The sequence below is a fragment of the uncultured Campylobacter sp. genome (genome assembly GCF_937997535.1).
GTDB lineage: Bacteria > Campylobacterota > Campylobacteria > Campylobacterales > Campylobacteraceae > Campylobacter_B.
This window is the reverse complement of sequence record NZ_CALKTT010000102.1, coordinates 1-2,027: the sequence shown is the minus strand read 5'-3', so window position 1 is coordinate 2,027 and position 2,027 is coordinate 1. Positions and strand designations below refer to the sequence as shown.

The following is a 2,027-nucleotide window of genomic DNA, read 5'->3' as shown; positions in this document are numbered from 1 at the left end:
AGCTTGTAAAATCGCGCTCTAAAATCATATCAAAGGCTCTTTTATGCGTAGAAATAGCAATGGAACGAAGCTTAAAATTTTAATATTTCTTATTATAATATGCGCTTTGGTTTATGGAATTTTTAGAATTTTCACCTCACCGAAATTTGAAAAAAATCCTCCGCAAATTGCGCTGGAAAATGAAATTTATTGGAATTTAACCTCGCCCTTGAAGATTAAAATTTCAGACGATACCGGCATTAAGCTCGTTCGCGTTAATTTAAACGACGGAGCCAGCACGATACCGCTACTAAATGAGGAGCTGAACGTTCCGCAAACTACGCTAGAGCTTGCCGTGCAATTTCCTAAAAATTTGATGCTTAATAAAGATAAAAACTACAAGCTTGAGGTTTTTGCAAACGATATTAGCTCGTGGAATTTTGCGCAAGGAAATAAGAGCGCAAAAACGGCAAATATAATAATAGATGACAAAAAGCCCATCATAAATATCATCAATCAATCCTATAAAATCACCAAAGGCGGTAGCGCTGTAGTTGTATTTTCGGCAAAAGATGAGCGCCTAAACGAAGTCTATGTCAAAACCAACTATGGCAAAATTTTTAAAGCGATTCCTTTCGTAAAAGAGGGCTATTACGCGTCTCTCGTAGCCTGGCCTGCAAATTTAGAGGAATTTCGCGCAGAAGCGGTCGCCACTGATCGTGCAGGCAACGAAAGCATTTCGCAAATCAAATATTTTTATCAGGACAAAAAATATAAAGTCTCTACTATCAAGCTAAATTCGGGTTTTATTAACGGCAAGGTAAGCGATCTGGCTAGCCAATACGCGCAGAATTTTAACTCGATGAGCGATTTGGAGAAATTTAAATTCGTAAACGAAACTCTGCGTAAGAAAAATGGAGATGATCTGCACGCTGCTACTAGCGCGGTACACGAGGATAGAATAAATGGATTTGAGCTAAAGCCTTTTTATCCGCTTGCTAAAGGCGCAGCGGTAGCAAGCTTTGCCGATCATCGGATATTTTTTATGAACGACGAACAAGTAAGCGAGTCATGGCATATGGGGCTCGATCTAGCAAGCGTCGCAAACGCCGATATCAAAGAGAGCAACTACGGCAAGGTAGTTTTTGCGCAGGAAAACGGAATTTTCGGATTAAATTTAGGAATTTACTACGGCTTTGGATTATACGGCATATACGGACACTGCTCGGCGACGCAGTTAAGTGTGGGCAGCGATGTAAAGCCGGGCGACATTCTAGCACAGACGGGCTCAAGCGGCTTTGCTTTCGGAGATCATCTGCATTTTGGCATCGTAGTTCAGGGCGTGGACGTAAGACCCGAGGAGTGGATGGATCCTAAGTGGATGAAAGATAACATTACCGATGTCTTAGAATCGTCCAAAAAAGTAATAGAAAAAGGTAAGTAAATTTTAAAATTTTCGCTATAATGCGCGGGTTAATGAAAACGAGGATAGAAATGAGACAGACAACGATAGCTAAGAAAGTCCATAACGTCGGCATCGGGTTGCACAAAGGTGAGCCTATCAGACTTACGTTAGAGCCTTTAGAGGCAGGCAGTGGAATCGTATTTTATAGAAGTGATCTTGGCGTTAGTTTTAAAGCCGAGCCGAAAAACGTCATAAATACGCAAATGGCAACCGTCGTAGGAAGCGAGAAAGGCTATATATCAACAATAGAGCATCTAATGAGCGCCATTAATGCCTATGGTATCGATAATATCCGTATCATCGTTGATGCTAATGAAATTCCTGTAATGGACGGAAGTTCGGCGAGCTTTTGTATGCTTTTGGACGAAGCGGGGGTAAGAGAGCTTGACGCGAATAAAAAAGCTCTCATCATCAAGCGAGCTGTGGAGATTCGCGAGGGAGATAAGCTCGTGCGCTTAAGCCCTAGCAAGAGTCCGAAATTTGATTATACAATTAAATTTAGCCATCCACTCATTGGCACTCAGCACCATGTTTTTGAATTTAGCAAAAAAGCCTATCTTAAAGAAATTTCACGCGCCAGAAC

2 protein-coding genes are annotated in these 2,027 nt (G+C 41.3%); both read left to right on the top strand.

The window, feature by feature from the left end; all coding sequences use genetic code 11:
• The first annotated feature begins 43 nt into the window (after nt 1–43).
• On the top strand, nt 44–1,423 hold the full coding sequence (locus Q0117_RS10235; RefSeq protein WP_297926662.1) for a M23 family metallopeptidase: 1,380 nt from the start codon (nt 44–46) through the stop codon (nt 1,421–1,423).
• 50 nt (nt 1,424–1,473) lie between these two features.
• A partial coding sequence (gene lpxC / locus Q0117_RS10230) for a UDP-3-O-acyl-N-acetylglucosamine deacetylase (RefSeq protein ID WP_297926659.1) occupies nt 1,474–2,027 on the top strand: 554 nt, incomplete at its 3' end.

Bases quoted from the DNA above. Each gene is read 5' to 3' on its own strand.
- Q0117_RS10235 (WP_297926662.1), top strand. From the start codon at position 44: ATGCGTAGAAATAGCAATGGAACGAAGCTTAAAATTTTAATATTTCTT.